Annotated in this window: 17 protein-coding genes; 10 read left to right on the top strand and 7 right to left on the bottom strand. The window is 68.2% G+C overall.

Annotated elements, in window-relative coordinates; all coding sequences use genetic code 11:
- Positions 1–8: 8 nt before the first annotated feature.
- Positions 9–386: a phage holin family protein gene (locus ACZ4N5_RS00965; protein WP_261703764.1), complete on the bottom strand. Its 378-nt coding sequence runs from the start codon at positions 384–386 to the stop codon at positions 9–11.
- An 81-nt stretch (positions 387–467) separates the two neighbouring features.
- On the opposite strand from ACZ4N5_RS00965, the gene ACZ4N5_RS00960 reads away from it, so the two are divergent.
- From ACZ4N5_RS00960 to ACZ4N5_RS00945, 4 genes are all read left to right on the top strand, one after another.
- Positions 468–785: a cupin domain-containing protein gene (locus ACZ4N5_RS00960; RefSeq protein WP_467755033.1), complete on the top strand. Its 318-nt coding sequence runs from the start codon at positions 468–470 to the stop codon at positions 783–785.
- Positions 786–949: 164 nt separating this feature from the next.
- On the top strand, positions 950–1,162 hold the full coding sequence (locus ACZ4N5_RS00955) for a DUF5326 family protein (protein WP_467755032.1): 213 nt from the start codon (positions 950–952) through the stop codon (positions 1,160–1,162).
- Positions 1,163–1,731: 569 nt separating this feature from the next.
- A complete protein-coding gene (locus ACZ4N5_RS00950; protein WP_467755381.1) occupies positions 1,732–2,445 on the top strand; it encodes an IclR family transcriptional regulator in 714 nt (237 codons plus the stop codon).
- 100 nt (positions 2,446–2,545) lie between these two features.
- Positions 2,546–2,983 (top strand): SsgA family sporulation/cell division regulator, encoded by a 438-nt coding sequence (locus tag ACZ4N5_RS00945; protein WP_355848194.1) that lies wholly within the window; start codon positions 2,546–2,548, stop codon positions 2,981–2,983.
- A gap of 82 nt (positions 2,984–3,065) precedes the next feature.
- Here the strand turns inward: ACZ4N5_RS00945 and ACZ4N5_RS00940 are convergent, their stop codons facing one another.
- Positions 3,066–4,583 (bottom strand): YibE/F family protein, encoded by a 1,518-nt coding sequence (locus ACZ4N5_RS00940; protein ID WP_467755031.1) that lies wholly within the window; start codon positions 4,581–4,583, stop codon positions 3,066–3,068.
- Positions 4,584–4,804: 221 nt separating this feature from the next.
- Between ACZ4N5_RS00940 and thiC the strand changes: the two genes are divergently transcribed.
- Positions 4,805–6,625 carry a phosphomethylpyrimidine synthase ThiC gene (gene thiC / locus ACZ4N5_RS00935; RefSeq protein WP_467755030.1) on the top strand — a complete coding sequence of 607 codons (1,821 nt, stop codon included), beginning with the start codon at positions 4,805–4,807 and terminating at the stop codon, positions 6,623–6,625.
- A 64-nt stretch (positions 6,626–6,689) separates the two neighbouring features.
- On the opposite strand, the gene ACZ4N5_RS00930 is transcribed toward thiC, so the two are convergent.
- A complete protein-coding gene (locus ACZ4N5_RS00930; protein ID WP_467755380.1) occupies positions 6,690–7,076 on the bottom strand; it encodes a VOC family protein in 387 nt (128 codons plus the stop codon).
- 5 nt (positions 7,077–7,081) lie between these two features.
- Positions 7,082–7,444, bottom strand: a complete 363-nt coding sequence (locus ACZ4N5_RS00925) for a DUF1801 domain-containing protein (RefSeq protein WP_467755029.1) — start codon at positions 7,442–7,444, stop codon at positions 7,082–7,084.
- Between the two features lie 191 nt (positions 7,445–7,635).
- Between ACZ4N5_RS00925 and ACZ4N5_RS00920 the strand changes: the two genes are divergently transcribed.
- Positions 7,636–8,523 (top strand): LysR family transcriptional regulator, encoded by an 888-nt coding sequence (locus ACZ4N5_RS00920; protein WP_467755028.1) that lies wholly within the window; start codon positions 7,636–7,638, stop codon positions 8,521–8,523.
- 199 nt (positions 8,524–8,722) lie between these two features.
- Positions 8,723–10,300 carry a VWA domain-containing protein gene (locus tag ACZ4N5_RS00915; RefSeq protein WP_467755027.1) on the top strand — a complete coding sequence of 526 codons (1,578 nt, stop codon included), beginning with the start codon at positions 8,723–8,725 and terminating at the stop codon, positions 10,298–10,300.
- A 215-nt stretch (positions 10,301–10,515) separates the two neighbouring features.
- Here ACZ4N5_RS00915 and ACZ4N5_RS00910 read toward each other — a convergent pair whose 3' ends face one another.
- The 3 genes from ACZ4N5_RS00910 to ACZ4N5_RS00900 all read right to left on the bottom strand — a co-directional run bounded on the left by ACZ4N5_RS00910 (position 10,516) and on the right by ACZ4N5_RS00900 (position 14,017).
- Positions 10,516–11,379, bottom strand: coding sequence for a hypothetical protein (locus ACZ4N5_RS00910; RefSeq protein ID WP_467755026.1), 864 nt, complete (start codon positions 11,377–11,379; stop codon positions 10,516–10,518).
- A 180-nt stretch (positions 11,380–11,559) separates the two neighbouring features.
- Positions 11,560–12,702, bottom strand: a complete 1,143-nt coding sequence (locus tag ACZ4N5_RS00905) for a metallophosphoesterase (protein ID WP_467755025.1) — start codon at positions 12,700–12,702, stop codon at positions 11,560–11,562.
- A gap of 202 nt (positions 12,703–12,904) precedes the next feature.
- Positions 12,905–14,017, bottom strand: coding sequence for a LacI family DNA-binding transcriptional regulator (locus tag ACZ4N5_RS00900; RefSeq protein WP_467755024.1), 1,113 nt, complete (start codon positions 14,015–14,017; stop codon positions 12,905–12,907).
- A gap of 468 nt (positions 14,018–14,485) precedes the next feature.
- Between ACZ4N5_RS00900 and hisC the strand changes: the two genes are divergently transcribed.
- The 3 genes from hisC to cydB all read left to right on the top strand — a co-directional run bounded on the left by hisC (position 14,486) and on the right by cydB (position 18,593).
- Positions 14,486–15,562, top strand: coding sequence for a histidinol-phosphate transaminase (gene hisC, locus ACZ4N5_RS00895; protein ID WP_467755023.1), 1,077 nt, complete (start codon positions 14,486–14,488; stop codon positions 15,560–15,562).
- 494 nt (positions 15,563–16,056) lie between these two features.
- Complete coding sequence (locus ACZ4N5_RS00890; RefSeq protein ID WP_467755022.1) at positions 16,057–17,565, top strand: cytochrome ubiquinol oxidase subunit I; 1,509 nt, start codon at positions 16,057–16,059, stop codon at positions 17,563–17,565.
- Between the two features lie 20 nt (positions 17,566–17,585).
- Positions 17,586–18,593, top strand: a complete 1,008-nt coding sequence (gene cydB / locus ACZ4N5_RS00885; RefSeq protein WP_467755021.1) for a cytochrome d ubiquinol oxidase subunit II — start codon at positions 17,586–17,588, stop codon at positions 18,591–18,593.
- The last annotated feature ends 35 nt before the right edge of the window (positions 18,594–18,628 follow it).

Here is an 18,628-nt window from a genome sequence, read left to right as displayed (position 1 = left end):
GGACTCTCTCAGTCGTTGTCGGGCAGGACGACATTGAGCGCCCAGGAGACGACGGAGATGATCAGGCCACCCAGGACGGCGGTCCAGAAGCCCTCCACGTGGAAGCTCAGGTCGAGTTTGTCGGCGAGCCACGAGGTGAGCAGCAGCATCAAGGCGTTCACCAAAAGGGTGACCAGGCCGAGCGTGAGGATGAAGAGCGGGAAGGTCAGTACCTTCACGACCGGCTTGACCAGGACGTTCACCAGTCCGAAGACCAGTGCGACGAGGAGGAGCGTGCCTATCTTCTTGCCCGTGCTGTCGCCCGTCAGGGTGATCTTGTCGAGCAGCCAGACGGCGACGGCGAGGGCCCCCGCGTTGGCGAGTGTCTTGACTACGAAATTCTTCATGTGTCTGATCGTGGCAGAGAGATCGACTTGCAAGAAGGGGCTGTGGAAACAGCCTGCGGTGCACAAGAGCGGACGAGGGCGATGAAGGCATTCCGGCTGGACGAACTGGAGGCGGAACGCGCCGCCAACGACGGCGCCTACCTGCAGTTTCTGCGTGAGCGGAACATGTCGGTCGGGCTGTACGCGCTCGACTCGGGCGGCCTCGACCCGCAGAAGCCGCACGCCCAGGACGAGGTGTACTTCGTGGTGAGCGGGCGTGCGTCGATCACGGTCGGCCTGGAGACCACTCAGGTGGCACGGGGCAGCGTCGTCTACGTACCCGCAGGGGTCGCCCACAAGTTCCACCACATCACGGAGGATCTGCGGGTCCTGGTGGTGTTCTCTCCGCCCGAGAGCTGACCCGCGTCTCAGGGTTCCCTAGGGGGACGGTCAGGGGAGGACAAGGGATGCGAGGCCACCGCACGGCCCCCTCTCCGGCCTAGCATCGGATGCGAGACATCAGAGAACCCGGAATCAGTGTCCCGGCGTCGGGGCCACGGGCGAGGAGAGGTAAGGACAGGGCGATGCGAGAGATCTTCAACGGTATGCCGTGGTGGGTGAAGTGGGTCGCGGTGCCGGTCATCGCCCTGGTGGTGTTCGGCACTCTGATAGCGAGCATCGTCGGCTTCCTCATCGGCCTGCTCTTCAAGCTGCTCATCTTCGTCGCGCTGGTCGGCGGGCTGATCTACATCGTGCGGAAGTTCGTGTCGAGTTCCTCCTCGCACAGCGACTGGTGAGGCGCGAGAGGGTGAGCGACAGGTAACGGCGAAGAGGGAAAGGGAACCCAAGGTTCCCTCGGCCGGGGGAAGTTTTCCGGCGAGGCCGTATGCGAGCGGTGACTGGGGGTTAGAGTCCGGAACTCGACGCGGGGCCGACCCCCGCGGGCAGCGCACAGCCCCCTCCCGTGTTTCCCCGCACGGGCGGTCCTCCTCGCGCTTCGGAGTGCCCCTTGGCCACGGTTGACACCGCACCCGCACCATCAGTCGCTCCACCCTTCCGGCGATCGGGCACGCCCGCGGCGGCACGCGTTCCACCGGTCCAGCCGCGCACCTCGCCGGGGGAGCCGCCCCTTTCACGCCCCTCGCCGGCTCCACCCAGGGAGCCGGCGCCGCCACGAACTCCGACGGCGGAGGCGCCCACTCGGCGCACTTCGGCGGCGGATGGGCACACCAGGCCGTCGGTGACCCGCGGTTCGCCGTCCCCGGCCGCGGGGACGCCACGGCTCGCCAGCACCCCTCCCGCGGAGCCCGAGGCCGCCCCTCTGGACTCCCACCCCACCACTCTGATCGGCTCGGTCCAGCGGGCGATGCGTCTGCTGGAGGCCGTCGCCTCGCGTGAGCAGGGTGCCCCCGCCAAACAGCTGGCCCGGGAGGCGGGACTCGCGCTGCCGACCGCCTACCACCTGCTGCGCACCCTGGTTCACGAGGGCTATCTGCGCCGTGACAGAGGGCTGTTCTTCCTCGGTGAGGCCGCGGAGCGGCTGAGCAGCAGCGGAGCCCAGCAGAAACGTCGCAGCACGGTGAGGGACATGCTCGCGCACTGGCGCGATCAGCTCGGCGCACCCGTGTACTACGCGGTCTACCGCGACGGCGAGATCGAGGTCGTGTGCGTCGCCGACACACCGGCGAACCCCGCCGTCGAGGAGTGGGCCGACTTCCGTGAGACCGGGCACGCCCACGCGATCGGCCAGTGTCTGCTGGCCCAGCTGGACGACAAGTCCCGGCGTGACCACCTCGACCGCTACCCGGTGCGGCCGATCACTCCTTACACGGTGCGTGACAAGGACCGTCTGCTGCGGCGTCTGGAACGGATGGGGCGGATGGAGCCGGTGACCGAGCGGCAGGAGTACGCGCTGGGCACCGTCTGTGCCGCGATCCCGATCACTGCCGGCAGTTCGGCCGCGGCCGTGGCGCTTTCCCTCCCTTCCCACCAGGTCGACCGACTGATGCCTGCGGCAAGGAAGTTGCAGAGCGAAGTCGGCAGGATGCTAGGAACACTCGCCATCTCTATCAGTATCTGAAAACTCACTCCTTGTAATGCGGCATGCACGTTGAGCAAGATTTCAAGCAGTGTCAGGGGGACGATTCCTGGCCAGTCGATGGCAAACGACGGGGTAGGCGATGCGCGAGTCGGTGCAGGCAGAGGTCATGATGAGTTTCCTCGTGTCCGAGGAGCTGTCCTTCCGCATTCCGGTCGAGCTGCGATACGAGACCGGTGATCCGTATGCCGTGCGACTGACCTTCCACTTGCCCGGCGACGCGCCTGTGACCTGGGCGTTCGGGCGGGAGCTGCTGATCGACGGAGTCGGCAGGCCGTGCGGTGACGGCGATGTGCACATCGCTCCGGCCGACCCGGAGGAATTCGGCGAGGTGCTGATCCGGCTTCAGGTCGGTGGCGATCACGCACTGTTCCGGTCCGGGGCCGCGCCGCTCGTCGCGTTTCTCGACCGGACGGACAAGCTGGTGCCGCTCGGGCAGGAGCGCTCCCTCGCGGGTTTCGACACATCCCTCGACGAAGCGCTCGACCGCATCCTCGCGGAAGAGCAGAGTGCGGGCTGAAGTCCAGGCAGCCCGGAGCGGAGTAACGCTTCCTCACAAGGAGCGTCCGTGCAGGATGGTTTCAGCGCTTCGGGCAGACGGCTCAATGCTTGCGGCGGCGCCCCTTCCCGCTCCGCGCCGGCGTCCTGGCGGCCTGGGGCTCCACGGGAACGGGCGCGGTCCCCTCACGGTCCGCGGCGACCACCAGGGCGGCGAGCGCGGTCGTCACCGGCACGGCGGCGACCAGACCGATCGATCCGACCAGGGTGCGCACGATCTCCTCGGCGACCAGTTCGCTGTTGGCGACGGTGCCCACGCTGCTCTGCGCGATCGAGAAGAGCAGCAGCAGCGGCAGCGCGGCGCCCGCGTAGGCCAGGACGAGCGTGTTGACGACCGACGCGATGTGGTCGCGGCCGATACGGATGCCCGCGCGGTACAGGCCGCGCCAGCCCATCGTGGGGTTCGCCTCGTGCAGTTCCCAGACCGCGGACGTCTGCGTCACCGTCACGTCGTCGAGGACGCCGAGCGAGCCGATGATGACTCCGGCCAGCAGCAGACCACTCATGTCGATGGACGGGTACAGACCGTGGATCAGGCCGGTGCTGTCGTCGGTGTTGCCGGTCAGTACGGCCCAGTCGATGAAGACCGAGCCGAGGAGACCGATCAGCACCAGTGAGAGCAGGGTGCCGACCACCGCCACGGATGTCCGGGCCGACAGGCCGTGACACATGTAGAGCGCGATCAGCATGATCGCGCTGGAACCGACCACGGCCACGAGCAGTGGGTTCGAGCCCTGCAGGATCGCGGGCAGGATGAAGAAGTTCAGGATCATGAAGCTGATGGCCAGGGCGACCAGCGCCATGACGCCGCGCATGCGGCCGATCACCACGACGACCACGGCGAAGATCCCGGCGAGCAGCGACAGGGGCAGCTTCCGGTTCGCGTCCGTGACCGAGTACTGGAGGTCCTTGGGTGCGGAGGGCTCGTACGCGACGACGACCTTCTCGCTCTGGTGCAACTGCCGTGACTGATCCGGCTGAACGATTTCGATGAACGTACGGCCCTTGTCCTTGCCGGTGTCGATCCGGACCGTCGCCTTCTTGCATTCACCCGCCGCCGGCTTCTGAGGGGAGGATCCCCCGGCGGTGGAGGCGCCGCCCGTCGGGGTCTCCGCGGAGGCGTTCACGGACTTGCAGTCCACCTGGTCGATCTTGGTGACCGTCGCCTGCTGCGTCTGGCGGTCGAAGCCGACACCGGTGCGCTGGTGGGAAGGCGCGCCGCCGGGCCACAGCACCACGAGACCCACCGCGACCGCGGCCGCGAAGGGGATCAGTACCGCGGCGATGACCTTGCGCAGGTGCTTGGAGACCGGCGCGGCGGGACCGTGGCTGTGCGAGTGCCCGTGCCCGCCGCTCGAACCCTCGCCGTGCCCACCGGCGGGACCCGGCCCGTGCCCGCCGCCGGGACCGTGGTGCTCGCTTCTCGGTCCGGGGCCAGGATCACCACCCGGCCCACGGTCGTGCCCTTGTCCGTTGCCGGAGCGATGCCCATGGCCGTCGCCGGAACCCGGACCGCGCGGCGGCTCGGACGGCGGGAACGGGTGCTGTCGGGTCGTTGTCACCGCCCGATCATCGCAAGAACGGACAGGGGCCCTCTGTTCACCGCGCCAAATATGACGCTAGCGTGGAGGCACCTTTGCACACGCGGGAGCTCGGAGCACCGGGCTGAGAGGGCGCTGACCTCCGTACTCGCGATGTTTCACATGAAACATCGACGAACGGAAGCTGCTGCGTCGACCGCTGAACCTGTTACCGGGTAATGCCGGCGTAGGGAGTAGGTCTCATGACCAACAAGGACGTACGCACGCCTGTCTCCAGCCAGACGGACGGGGCTTCGCCGCCGTCTCCGAACGGCGAGGCCGGGAAGTCCATCGGCTGGCACAAGGCGTATGTCGGGGGTTCGCGTCCCGATCTGCGGGTGCCGGTTCGCCAGGTGCACCTCACCAATGGTCAGTCCGTGACCCTGTACGACACCTCCGGCCCGTACACCGATCCGACCGTCGACACCGATGTGCGCAGGGGGCTGGCGCCGCTGCGCGAGAGCTGGATCATCGCCCGCGGAGACACCGAGGAGTACGCGGGCCGTCCCGTCCGCCCCGAGGACGACGGGATCAAGCACACATCCCCGCGCGGAGGGCTGCGCAACCTCGACGCTGTCTTTCCCGGGCGGCCGCGCCAGCCGCGCCGGGGGCGCGACGGGCAGGCGGTCACCCAGCTCGCGTACGCCCGACGCGGCGAGATCACGCCCGAGATGGAGTTCGTGGCGGTCCGCGAGAACGTCGACCCCGAGGTCGTACGGGAGGAGATCGCCGCCGGCCGGGCGGTGCTGCCCGTGAACGTCAACCACCCGGAGATCGAGCCGATGATCATCGGCAAGCGGTTCCTGGTGAAGGTGAACGCCAACATCGGCAATTCCGCGGTCACTTCCTCCATCGAGGAGGAGGTCGAGAAGATGACCTGGGCGACCCGCTGGGGCGCCGACACGGTCATGGACCTGTCGACCGGACGCAACATCCACACGACGCGCGAATGGGTGCTGCGCAACTCCCCCGTCCCCATCGGCACGGTGCCGCTCTACCAGGCGCTGGAGAAGGTCGACGGCCGCGCCGAGGAGCTGACCTGGGAGATCTACAAGGACACGGTCATCGAACAGGCCGAGCAGGGCGTGGACTACATGACGGTCCACGCGGGCGTCCGCCTGGCGTACGTGCCGCTCACCGCGAACCGTAAGACCGGCATCGTCTCGCGCGGCGGCTCGATCATGGCGGCCTGGTGCCTCGCGCACCACAAGGAGTCGTTCCTGTACGAGAACTTCGAGGACCTCTGCGAGATCCTTGCCGCGTACGACGTCACCTACTCGCTCGGCGACGGTCTGCGGCCCGGCTCCATCGCGGACGCCAACGACGCGGCACAATTCGCCGAGTTGAGGACGCTCGGGGAACTCAACACGATCGCGAAGCGTTTTCAAGTACAGACGATGATCGAAGGCCCGGGACATGTCCCGATGCACAAGATCAAGGAGAACATCGACCTTCAGCAGGAGATCTGTGATGAAGCTCCGTTCTATACGCTCGGCCCGCTGACGACAGACGTCGCGCCGGCGTACGACCACATCACCTCCGGCATCGGTGCCGCGATGATCGCCTGGTGGGGCACGGCCATGCTCTGCTATGTCACGCCCAAGGAGCACTTGGGCCTGCCCGATCGTGACGACGTCAAGACCGGCGTCATCACCTACAAGATCGCCGCCCACGCAGCCGACCTCGCCAAGGGGCACCCAGGTGCACAGGATTGGGATGACGCGCTCTCCGACGCCCGCTTCGAGTTCCGGTGGGAGGACCAGTTCAACCTGGCTCTCGACCCGGACACGGCACGGGAGTTCCACGACCAGACGCTGCCGGCCGAACCCGCCAAGACGGCCCACTTCTGCTCCATGTGCGGGCCGAAGTTCTGCTCGATGAAGATCAGCCAGAGCATCAACGAGCGGTTCGGCGGTGACGCGGCCGAAGGCGCTTCCGCGGAGGAGATCTCCGAGGGCATGCTTCAGAAGTCCCGGGAGTTCGCGGAGGCGGGCAACCGCGTGTACCTGCCGTTGGCCGACTGAGCTGTTCCACAGGGGCGCGGTCCGGGACACGGAACGCCCGGACCGTCGCCCTCGGGCCGCCCGGTCATGCCGCGACGTCCTGCGGATACCAGCGCAGTTCCACCGTGTTGCCGTCCGGGTCCTGGACGTAGACCGAGGTGGCGGTGCCCCGCGCGCCGAAGCGTTCCACGGGACCCTGAAGCACCGTGAAGGATCCCGACGCGATGACCTCGTCCCAGTCCAGTGGTTCCACGGTGAGGCAGATGTGGTCGACGTTGGACTCCCCGCGGGCATGGGCGACCAGGTCGATGACGGTTTCCGCGGCGACCCTCACCGACGGGAACGGGACCTGGCCGTCCCGCCACTCGGCGAGGCGTACGGGTGCCAGGCCGAGCAGTCCGATGTAGAAGCCCAGGGACCGTTCGACGTCCTCGACGTTGAGGACCAGGTGGTCGAAGGCCTTCACACGCACCGGGGTCACTTCGCCTCCAGGGCGACGGCGAGACGGAGCCACTCGCTGAACTCGGCGGGGTCGACGTCGTCGGCACGGCTGAGCTTCACGGAGGCCATCCGGCGGGCTCCGGCGACCAGTCGGCCCGATGGGTCGGCCACTTCCTGGCCGCGCCAGAGGCCGAAGGTGACGTAGGACTTGTAGGCCTTGAGAAGGCAGACCGGGGTCTGACCCGGCTTGTCTCCGAGGCTCCAGGTGAGATGACCGTGCCACAGCGCGCCGGAGTCGTCGGGGAGGGCCGAGTCGATGACGGGCCTGATCCTCTCGCCGACGTCGCGCAGTGGGCCTTCGAGTTCGTTCAAGTAGGCGGTGATGTCCGAGGAGTTCATGAGGGTCCCGTTTCAGAAGGGTGGGGTGGGTGGTGCCGAGCAAGGACGCGCTGTGCACCGGGTGTCCGGGGACTCGTCGGGTTCTCTCCGACGGCCGGGTGGACGCCTTCTACGATCCGCCGCGGGACATCTCTCCATCAAGGCATGATCGACGTACGACCGTTGAGCCAGATTTAACGCCGGGGGGTTTCATGCTGGAGCGACTGGAGATCGAGACCTTCCTGACGCTGGCCGAGGAACTGCATTTCGGCCGGACCGCCGAGCGGTTGCTGATCACGACCGGGCGGGTCAGCCAGGTGATCAAGAAGCTGGAACGCAGAGTCGGCGGCTTGCTGTTCGAACGTAACAGCCGGTCCGTCGCGCTCACCCCGATCGGCCGACAGCTGGCGGACGATCTGACGCCCTTGGTCGCCGGGATGGAGGCGGCGCTGCGAAGGGCGGCCGACGCCAGTCGTGGGGTCACCGGGGAACTGCGGGTCGCCTTCCTCGGCGAGTGGACGGCACCCGCACTGCTCAGAGCGGTCGGCCTGTTCGGCGAGCGGCACCCCGACTGCCGGGTCGACGTGCGGGAGGTTCAGCTGTCCAACTCCAGGGCGAGTCTGCTGGACGGTTCGATCGACGTCCTGCTCGCCTCGTTCCCCTTCGACGGAATGGCCTGCGGGCCCGCGCTGCTGCGGGAGAGACGGGTACTGGCCGTGGCGGCGGGTCATCCGCTGGCCGGCGAGGAGCGGGTGTCCGTGGAGGTGCTCGCGGAACACCCCGTGGTGCAGTACCCACAGGTGACCTCAGCGGGGTTCAAGCGGGACCGCACACCGGACCGCACCCCCTCGGGCAGGCCCGTTCCCAAGGGCCCGGTCGGCGGGTCGTTCTCCGAAATGCTGACTCTGGTCGCGATGGGCAGGGGCGTCCTCCCGGTCGGAGAGCACTCGCGCCAGTACTACCCCCGGCCCGATGTGGCCTACGTGCCCCTTCACGACGCGCGCCCGATCGAAAGGGGACTGGTGTGGATGGAGGGCAACACCACCGAGCGGCTTCGCGAGTTCGTACGAGCCGCGACGGACGCGGCCAGCTCCCCCTGAGCCGGTGCCTGATGCCCTGTCCGGTGCTCGGTGCTCTGTGCTTCGTGCCAGGGGGCCAGACCCGTGTCGGTGCGGCGGTGTTCAGCCGGGTGTGCCGACTTCGGGGCGGGCGGCGTGGGACGGGGGACTCGGGGCTGTCCGGTGTGTGCCCAGGCGTTCGGTCGGTTCCGGGGGCGGGTTCTCTAGGCAGACTGGGCTCATGACACCGACATCGATGAGCAAGGGCGCCAACCTTCCCGTTGCCGCGCAGGAGGTGCAGGTCGTGCTCGGCTGGTCCGGGGGCCCGGGTGCGCCGGACGCCGATGCCTCGGCCCTGCTGCTCCGTGCGGACGGACGGGTGCGGGACGACGGCGACTTCGTGTTCTACAACCAGCCGAGGCATGCCTCCGGTGCCGTGCGTCACCTGGGGAAGCGGAGGGAGGGCGACGGGACGACGGACACCGTCGGGGTGGACCTGAGGGCTCTGGAGCCGGAGATCCAGCGGGTCGTCCTGGGCGCCTCCGCCGACGGGGGCACCTTCGGCCAGTTGTCGGGTCTGCGGCTGAGGCTGCTCGACGCCGCGACCGGGCAGGAGCTGGCGCTCTTCGAGATGGAGGCGACGACGGAGACGGCGTTCATCGGGGGTGAGCTGTATCTGCGGGGCGGCCAGTGGAAGTTCCGCGCGGTGGGCCAGGGTTACGCCTCCGGACTCGCCGGCCTGGCCACCGACTTCGGGATCAGTGTGGACGAGGAGCCGGGCGCCTCCGGGAACGCGGGCTCCAAGGGCGCGGCCTCCGGAGTCATGGGCTCCGGTGGCACCTCGCCCGGGGAGGCGGTACCTTCCGCGGCCCCGCCCGCCGTTCCGCCCCGGCACGCGGTGACGCCCCCTTCCGCACCGATGTCCTCTTCCCCGTCGATGCCCCCGTCCCGACCGACGCCCCCGACCGCACCGACGCTCCCACCAGCCCCCACTCCTCCGACCGCGCCCGTCCCCACGGCTCCCTCGACCCCGGTCGCCGACTCGGCTCCTCGTCTCATCAAGGGGGAGGAGCGGTTGCCCGTGGACATGCGCAAGCGGCTCTCCCTGCGCAAGGAGCAGGTGGCGGTCAGTCTGCGCAAGCACGGGGCAGTGGGTGTCATGGCCCGCGTCATCCTGGTCCTGGACGCCTCCGGGTCGATGGCGTTCCTGTATTCGAAGGGTGTCGTGGCCGATGTGGTGGAGCGCATGGCCGCGGTGGCCGCGCAGTTGGACGACGACGGAGAGATGCAGGCGTGGACCTTCGCCTCGAACCCGGCCCGGTTGCCCGACCTTGCCGTCGGGGACCTGCCGGAGTGGCTGGAGCGCCATGTCCGGGTCGGTGAACTGACCTTGTTCCGGCGGAGCAAGAAGCCGCGGAAGGGGTTGCTCCCGGGTCAGGTGGACATGCGGGCGGTCGGGATCCAGAACGAGGAACAGAAGGTGATCGCCGAGGTCCGGACATATGTTCGCGAGCACCCGGCCACCGATCCCACGCTGGTGCTCTTCTTCTCCGACGGCGGCGTCTACCGCAACAAGGAGATCGAGAAGGAGCTGCGTGAGGCGGTGGACGAGCCGATCTTCTGGCAGTTCGTCGGACTGGGGCGCTCCAACTACGGCGTTCTGGAGCGGTTCGACACGCTGCCGGGCCGTCGCGTCGACAACGTGGGCTTCTTCGCGGTCGACGACATCAGCGACGTACCGGATCCGGAGCTCTACGACCGGTTGCTGTCCGAGTTCCCTTCGTGGACGAGGGAGGCACGGCGGCTGGGCATCATCTGAGACGGTCCGAAGGCAGCGGACGACCCCCGCGGGACGGTACCCCACCACGGCTGTACAGGCCCGCACTCGTGGCAGCCGTACAGCCCGCACCGGGTGACGGCCGTGCAAGGCCCGCACCCGTGACAGCTAGGGGCCCGCACCCGCGAAGGCCGTACGGGCCCGCGCGCCCGCGCGGGCCCTTTTCCTCCCTTGAACCCGGCCGTCGGCCGACCGGGTCACTCGGGCTGGTGTTCCGGTCCCCCGAAGTCCGGGCTGGAGAAGTCCGGGCTGGAGAAGCTCGGGCGCGGGCCGGCCGCGGGTCCGCCGTCGGGGCTGCTGAACCCCGGCCGGTCGTAGCCGAGGTGGGGGATACGGCTCGGAGCCGGTGCCGGGCGGCCCAGCGCCGCCGAGCCCGGGTCCGCGAGAGCTTCCCGGAGGAACGGCAGGACGCCGCGCTCCAGCAGGGCATCGCGCCAGGCTTCCTTGGCCCGGATGACCTGTTCGGTCAGCTCGCCGCCCGCTCCTGCCTGGAGCGAGGACGAGCTGTTGCGCAGTGCGGTCAGCAGCAGTCCGGCCGCGGCGACCAGAATCGCGGCCGCCGTGACCGCGCCGAAGACCCATCCGGTGGTCAGGAGAGTCCTGGCGATGGTCGGCTCGGGGTCGAGCATCTTCAGGACGTAGCCCACGAGCAGGAAGATCGCCGCGGCCGTGCCCGCGAGGACGGGGGCGAGCACCGCGACGACGGCGACCGCGCCGGCACCGGCGGTCTCGGTGACCTCCCCGACGGTGGCGGCGAGCCCCATCGCGGTCGTGCCCGGCTCCATGGAGCCGGCTTCCTCGGTCATGACCGGGGTGGACCGCGCCGGGCGGCGCAGTTCCTCGCGGACCTTCACGTAGTGCGCGTACTCGTCCGACGCGGCCGTCGTGATGAGGGCCGTGGCGTTGAGCGCCATGGTGCGCAGTTGTTCGAGATTGAGCCGCTGGCCGACAGCGGCGAGTTCCGGGCGGTGTGGTGCGGAGCGCAGCGCCTCATCGAGGATCCGCTCGTATTCCTGGCGGTCCTCGCTCAGCAGGTGCTGCGGAACGCTGTTCATCTGCATCCCCCGATGCTCCGTAGGGCTGGTGGCTCGCACGCTGACGAGCCGTTGGGCAGAAACGGAGGGGAGCCTGCTACGGATAACCCGATGGTAGAGCGGTGACGGCACGCCGTGACAGGGGGTTTCCAGAAATTGGCCCCTGGTTGGAGTGGTCCGCCCGGGAGACGCCTGCCCGGTGAACGCTCAGATATCCAGCGGAAGTTGTTGGACCAGCAGCTTTCCGGCCATGGTCACTCCGCCGTCCATCGCGATGGCCAGCCCGTCGGCGTAGAGGTGCGGCCCCTCGATCACGGGGCCCGCGCCGGCGTCGCCGTCCTCCGGGCCGACCTCGCCCAGCAGGTACGGAATGGGGCTGTGACCGTGGACGACGCGCGTGCCGCCGTACGCGTCGAGCAGTTCGCGGACGGCCTCGGCGCCGTCGTCGCGGAAGGCGAAGCGCCGGGTGAACTTGCGGAAGAGGTCCCAGCACTCGTCCGCGTCGTTGCGGGTGAGGGTTTCGCGGACGGTGTCGTTGACCGCTTCGATGGAGTCGCCGTAGTCGAGGTAGGCGGTGGTGTCGGAGTGCACCAGGAGGTGCCCGTCGACCTGTTCCATGGCGTCGAGGCGGGCCATCCACTGCAGGTGGTGGTCCTGGAGGCGGTCCATGTCCGTCTTCTGGCCGCCGTTGAGCAGCCAGGCGGCCTGGAAGGTGGCGGTACCCGCGCCGGAGCTGACGGGGGTGTCGCCGAACCGCTTGGCGCCGAGCAGTAGCAGCTCGTGGTTGCCCATGAGCGCCTTGCAGTAGCCGCCGGCCGCGGCCGCCTCGGCGGACAGCCGCATCACGAGGTCGATCACGCCGATGCCGTCCGGGCCGCGGTCGGTGAAGTCGCCGAGGAACCACAGACGCGAGGTCCCGGCCGACCAGTTGCCCGCGGCGTCGAGGAGGCCCTTCTCCTGGAGCGCGGCGACGAGCTGGTCGAGGTAGCCGTGCACATCCCCGACGACGTACAGCGGGCCGGGGCCCGCGCCGGGCGCCGGGGCGGGTGTGCCGGCGGGGTCGACGGCGACCTGGAGGGTGTCACCCCGATTGATGACAGGCAGATCCCGCTGTGTGGGGGTGTACCCCTCGGAGAACTCTCCCGGAAACTCCGCGGGAGACTCCCCGGACGCGTACGGCGAGGATTCTCCCGACGCGTACCGCGCGGTCTCCCCGACGGGTCCTGCGCCCTCGCCCTGAGGCGTGTTCTGCGCATACGGACCGGTCTCGTGGACGTACCCGGGTACCCGGAAGTCGCGCAACGTCGCCGTCCGCACCACCTCGGGTCCCTGACCGGCCCCCTGAGTCATCGACCCCTCCACCACGATCGCGCCGCATCTGCACCGGTTCGGACTGCCTGGTCGCAGCGGCCCGCGGTGTCGTCCGCCCATCATAGGAATGCGGATCGCGCCATGTGATGACCCAGGGGTGGTGAATCGGAACAGGAGCCCAGTTCACCGCGGTTTTCGCCCGAATTGGGCGGGGCTCGCCCCGCCCTTGTCGCATCGGGCGTCAACCCTGCTCGGGTGATCGGGGCGGACTGACGGTCGTACGGGGCTCACGGCGCTGCGACGAGGTCCGCACGATCAGCTCCGTCGGTATCACCTGCTCGACCGGTTGGTCCGATTCGACCCCTTCGATGGCGTCGATCAGCAGCTGGACGACGGCTGTGCCGATTCTGCGCGGTTTGAGGGAGAGGGTCGTGACGGGCGGCTCGGTGCTGGCGTAGACCGTCGACTCGCTGCAGCAGACCAGCAGCAGGTCGTCGGGTACGCGCAGACCGTAGCGGCGGGCCGCGGCGAGCAGGTCCGTGCCGTTCGGGTCGAAGAGGCCGTAGACGGCGTCGGGGCGGTCGGGCCGGGCGAGGAGGCGGTCGGCGGCGACGGCTCCGGCGCATGGATCGTGCGCCGGATAGGCCTCGTACACCGGATCCTGGCCCACGCGCTCGCACCAGCGCAGGTAAGCGGTGGTGGAGAGGTGGGTGTACGTGTCCGTGGTGGTGCCGGTGAGGAGGCCGATGCGGCGGGCACCGGCGGCGGCCAGATGGTCGAGGATGCCGAGGACCGCGGCCTCGTGGTCGTTGTCCACCCAGGCGGTGACCGGGAGCGATCCCGCGGGGCGACCGTCGGAGACGACTGGCAGCCCTTGGCGGACCAGCTCGCTGACGACCGGGTCCTGGTCGGACGGGTCGATGACCACGGTTCCGTCCAGGGCGACGTTCGACCACACGTCGTGGCGGGAGGTCGCGGGCAGGATGACCAGGGCGTATCCCCGGGCGAGTGCGGCCGAGGTGGCGGCTCTGGCCATCTCGGCGAAGTACGCGAACTCGGTGAAGGTGAAAGGTTCATCCCCATACGTGGTGACGGTCAGGCCGATCAGGCCCGACTTGCCGGTACGGAGGGTTCGGGCCGCGGCCGACGGGCGATAGCCCAGCCGGTCGGCGACTTCGCGGACATGGCGTCGGGTGGCGTCCGGGAGCCGGCCCTTGCCGTTGAGGGCATCGGACACAGTTGTGATGGAGACCCCTGCTGCCGCGGCCACGTCTCTGATGCCCGCCCGGCCCGGCCGACCGCCTCGGCGGGAGGTCTCCGCCCGGCTCACCTGGTGCTTCCCTGCTGCTGTCATGGCGAGCCGATAGTAGGGCTCATGCGGTGGGGTAGTGCGGACGCATATGCACGCGTTGACAGGCACGTTTCTGCATGATCCAAAGTGGCTAACTTCCTTTGAAGTAAAGGTAGTTGGACGATCCCATGCCAGTACGTGACTCGTCGGCGCGCATGGGCCTGCCAAGTGGGCCATGTTTCGAAGAGGTCTCAACTCACCTGTACGAGCGATGCGCGCCACGGCGTGAGCCACCGGCGCGTGCGGCAGCTGTCGGCGCGCCCCCTTTTCGTACGACTTCGTACGAGGACGGCCGCCCGGTCGTGCGACGCCGATGGCCGAGTCCGGGGCACCGGGTGATCACCCGGCCGGACACAAGGTGGTGTTCGGTTGTCCACAGGCCATTCGCAGCGGCGCCGAATCCTCATAAGGTGAGAAGCATTGGTAGCCGGTGGTGGTCATGAGCCGCTGGTGGTCACGAGGAGGACTGCGGTGAGCGAGACGAACCCCAAGCTGCGTGCGGAGCTGGCGGGTATCCCCACCTACAAGCCCGGCAAGCCCGCCGCGGCCGGTGCCGTGGCGTACAAGCTGTCCTCCAACGAGAACCCGTATCCGCCGCTGCCCGGTGTGCTCGAGAGCCTGACCGCGGCGACCGGGTCGTTCAACCGTTACCCGGACATGGCGTGCACCGGGCTGATGAACGAGCTGGCGGACCGGTTCGGCGTCCCGGTCTCCCACCTGGCGACCGGCACCGGCTCGGTCGGCGTCGCGCAGCAGCTGCTTCAGGCCACGAGCGGTCCCGGCGACGAGGTCATCTACGCCTGGCGGTCCTTCGAGGCGTACCCGATCATCACGCAGATCAGCGGGGCCACCTCGGTGAAGGTGCCGCTGACCCCGGGCGAGGTGCACGACCTGGACACGATGGCCGACGCCATCACCGACCGGACCCGCCTGATTTTCCTCTGCAACCCGAACAACCCGACCGGCACCGTGGTGCGCCGGGCCGAGCTGGAGCGGTTCCTGGACCGGGTGCCGAGCGATGTGCTGGTCGTCCTGGACGAGGCGTACCGCGAGTTCATCCGTGACGTCGAGGTGCCGGACGGTGTGGCGATCTACCGTGACCGACCCAACGTCTGTGTGCTGCGCACCTTCTCCAAGGCGTACGGGCTGGCCGGTCTCCGGGTCGGCTTCGCGATCGCTCACGAGCCCGTGGCAGCGGCACTGCGCAAGACAGCGGTCCCGTTCGGGGTGAGCCAGCTGGCCCAGGACGCCGCCGTGGCGAGCCTGCGCGCCGAGGACGAGCTGCTCGGCCGGGTCGGTTCCCTGGTGTCCGAGCGCACCCGGGTGGTCGACGCCCTGCGCGGTCAGGGCTGGACGGTGCCCGAGACGCAGGCCAACTTCGTGTGGCTGCGCCTGGGGGAGCGCACCCTCGACTTCGCGGCCCACTGCGAGCAGGCCGGTGTCGTCGTGCGTCCGTTCGTCGGCGAGGGCGTCCGCGTCACCATCGGTGAGACCGAGGCGAACGACATCTTCCTGAAGGCGACCGAAGGTTTCCACAAGGAGCTGTAGCCGCCGGGCGGAACATCTGCCGCCGGGCGCGCCTGACCGTCGGGCTGCGCCTGCCGGCCAGGCACATCTGCCTACCGGTCACATCTGCTCATCGGGCCAAGCCCGTTCAGGTGGCTTGACTGTCCACCGGGCAACGCCTGGCCACCGAGCGACACCTGGCCGTCGGTCCGGGGCATCCACCGGCGAGCCGTGGGAGGGCCCCGTACGTGTTCACCGCGTACGGGGCCCTCGGCATGCGCGGTGCCATCGGGATGGAGGCGGGGCGGGGACGGACCCGGGAACCACTCGCGCGCCATGGGCCACCTGGTCCCACCCGGTCGGGACCCACGGGTCCCGCTCAGGGACCCCCCACCCCTCATCCCTCGAACTGGGATGCGTCATAATTGCTTGTGAATGTGAACGCGTTCACAAGCGTGTCCTGTTGCTCCCGTGATGTCTGCGGTAAAGCGGGCAAACTGCCGCTGTGACTAAGGCGACGTAAGGAGACTGACGACGTGGAATTGGCTTTGGCGCCGGAGACTCTGGCGCGATGGCAGTTCGGCATTATCACCGTCTACCACTTCTTCTTCGTCCCCCTGACGATCTCGCTCGCCGCGCTCGTCGCCGGCCTGCAGACGGCCTGGGTGCGTACGGAGAACCAGAAGTACCTCAGGGCCACCAAGTTCTGGGGCAAGCTCTTCCTGATCAACATCGCGATGGGCGTCGTCACCGGCATCGTCCAGGAATTCCAGTTCGGCATGAACTGGTCCGCCTACTCACGCTTCGTCGGCGACATCTTCGGTGCGCCGCTCGCCTTCGAGGCCCTGATCGCCTTCTTCTTCGAGTCCACCTTCATCGGGCTGTGGATCTTCGGCTGGGACAGGCTCCCGAAGAAGCTCCACCTCGCCTGCATCTGGATGGTCTCCATCGGTACCGTCCTGTCGGCGTACTTCATCCTCGCGGCCAACTCGTGGATGCAGCACCCCGTCGGCTACCGGATCAACAAGGCGAAGGGGCGCGCGGAGCTCACCGATTTCTGGCATGTGCTGACCCAGAACACCGCGCTCGCCCAGGCGTTCCACACCCTCACGGCGGCCTTCCTGACCGGCGGCGCCTTCATGGTGGGTATCGCCGCGATTCACCTGGCCCGCAAGAGGCACGTCGCCATCATGAAGACCTCGCTGCGGCTCGGCCTCGTCACCGTCGTCATCGCCGGTCTGCTCACGGCGATCAGCGGCGACACCCTCGGCAAGGTCATGTTCAAGCAGCAGCCGATGAAGATGGCCGCCGCCGAGGCGCTGTGGGACGGCCAGGACTCCGCACCCTTCTCGATCTTCGCGTACGGAGACGTCAGCAAGGGCCACAACACCGTCGAGCTGTCCATCCCGGGGATACTGTCGTTCCTCGCCAACGACGACTTCAACTCGTACGTCCCCGGCATCAACGACACGAACAAGGCCGAGCAGGCGAAGTACGGCCCCGGCGACTACCGCCCCATCATCCCGGTCACCTTCTGGGCGTTCCGCTGGATGATCGGCTTCGGCATGGCGTCCTTCGTGATCGGCATCATCGGACTCTGGCTGACCCGCAAGAAGTTCATGCTGGCGCAGCACCTGAGGGTCGGCGAGGACGAGGCGCCGCATCTGGTCCTGTTCAAGAACAAGGCACTCGGCCCGACGCTGACCAAGTGGGGCTGGCGCATCGCCATCTGGACGCTGGCCTTCCCGCTGATCGCCAACTCCTGGGGCTGGATCTTCACCGAGATGGGCCGTCAGCCGTGGGTCGTCTACGGGGTTCTGCAGACCCGGTACGGGGTCTCCCCCACCGTCTCGCAGGGCGAGGTCATCACATCGATGACCGTCTACACGGCGATCTACGCGATTCTCGCCGTCATCGAGGTCAAGCTGCTCGCGAAGTACGTCAAGGCAGGGCCTCCCGAGCTCACCGAGTCCGACCTCAATCCGCCCACCAGGATCGGCGGCGACTCCAGTGACGCCGACAAGCCGATGGCCTTCTCCTACTAGGCTCAGGGAGCTGCTGAGTCATGGAACTTCACGACGTCTGGTTCGTCCTCATCGCGGTCCTCTGGATCGGCTATTTCTTCCTGGAGGGCTTTGATTTCGGAGTCGGCATCCTCACCAAGCTGCTGGCCCGCGACCGCGCCGAGAAGCGGGTGCTGATCAACACGATCGGTCCTGTGTGGGACGGCAACGAGGTGTGGCTGCTCACGGCGGGCGGTGCGACCTTCGCGGCCTTCCCCGAGTGGTACGCCACGCTCTTCTCGGGCTTCTATCTGCCCCTGCTGATCATCCTGGTCTGTCTGATCGTGCGCGGTGTCGCCTTCGAGTACCGGGCGAAGCGGCCCGAGGAGCACTGGCAGCGCAACTGGGAGACGGCGATCTTCTGGACCTCGCTGATCCCAGCCTTCCTCTGGGGTGTGGCCTTCGGCAACATCGTGCGCGGTGTCAAGATCGACCGGAACTTCGAGTACGTGGGCAACTTCTGGGACCTGCTCAACCCGTACGCAATCCTCGGTGGTCTGGTCACGCTGACGCTGTTCACCTTCCACGGCGCGGTGTTCGTCGGGCTCAAGACGGTCGGAGACATCCGGGAGCGGTCGCGGAAACTGGCGTTGCAACTCGGTCTGGCAACAGCCGTGTTGGCGCTGGTCTTCCTGATCTGGACCCAGGTCGACAACGGTGACGGCGCGTCGCTGGTCGCGCTGATCGTGGCCGTGGTCGCCCTCGTCGCGGCACTGGTGGCGGTCAACGGGGGGCGTGAGGGATGGGCCTTCATGCTCTCGGGGCTCACTATCGTGGCCGCCGTCGCGATGCTCTTCCTGTCGCTCTTCCCGGACGTCATGCCGTCCTCGCTCAACGCGGACTGGAGCCTCACGGTCACCAATGCCTCGTCGAGCCACTACACCCTGAAGATCATGACCTGGTGCGCTCTGATCGCCACGCCGATCGTCCTGCTTTACCAGAGCTGGACCTACTGGGTGTTCCGCAAGCGCATCGGCACGCAGCACATCGCCGCGGACGTGTCGCACTGAATCCGACGTAGTGGCATGTTTCACGTGAAACATGC

The organism is Streptomyces sp. NPDC026500 (genome assembly GCF_055567635.1).
This window is presented reverse-complemented; position numbering and strand designations above follow the sequence as displayed.